The sequence below is a fragment of the Pseudoalteromonas rubra genome (assembly GCF_005887115.1).
In the GTDB taxonomy this organism is placed as follows: Bacteria; Pseudomonadota; Gammaproteobacteria; order Enterobacterales; family Alteromonadaceae; genus Pseudoalteromonas; species Pseudoalteromonas rubra_F.
Map to the genome: position 1 here is coordinate 1 of NZ_PNCJ01000090.1, position 388 is coordinate 388.

General features: G+C 36.3%; 1 protein-coding gene. It reads right to left on the minus strand.

What is annotated here, in order from left to right:
• Nucleotides 1–365 (minus strand): tetratricopeptide repeat protein (locus tag CWB98_RS23265; RefSeq protein ID WP_212751164.1); only part of this gene is annotated, 365 nt, incomplete at its 3' end.
• Between the last annotated feature and the right edge of the window lie 23 nt (nt 366–388).

Sequence of the window (388 nt, forward strand, 5' to 3'; positions counted from 1 at the left end):
GCGAGCGCAGCCTCTTTATTTTTCAAACGCTCATAAGCAAGTCCTTGGTTATAGGCTGCGCTGGCTTGTTGTTTTCTGTTGTTACTTTGCTGCAAAACAATATCAGCGGTCTCTATAGCCCCTTTAAAATCCCCATTTTTTATCTTAACAAGGGCTAAATTACCTAAAGCATGATAGTTTTTCTCATTACGGTTCACTTGTTCTGTAAAGCAAGATTGTGCATTTAGGTAATCTTTTTGACTATACAGTGTTATACAAAGCTCATTTAAAGCGCGTTTTGATTCGGGGAAATCAATAGCTTGAGCATTCAAGCTCAAACTGAAAGTTGTTGTAACTAACCCCGTGATTATTAATGGTTTATACATTTCATTCATCCAATGATTTAATA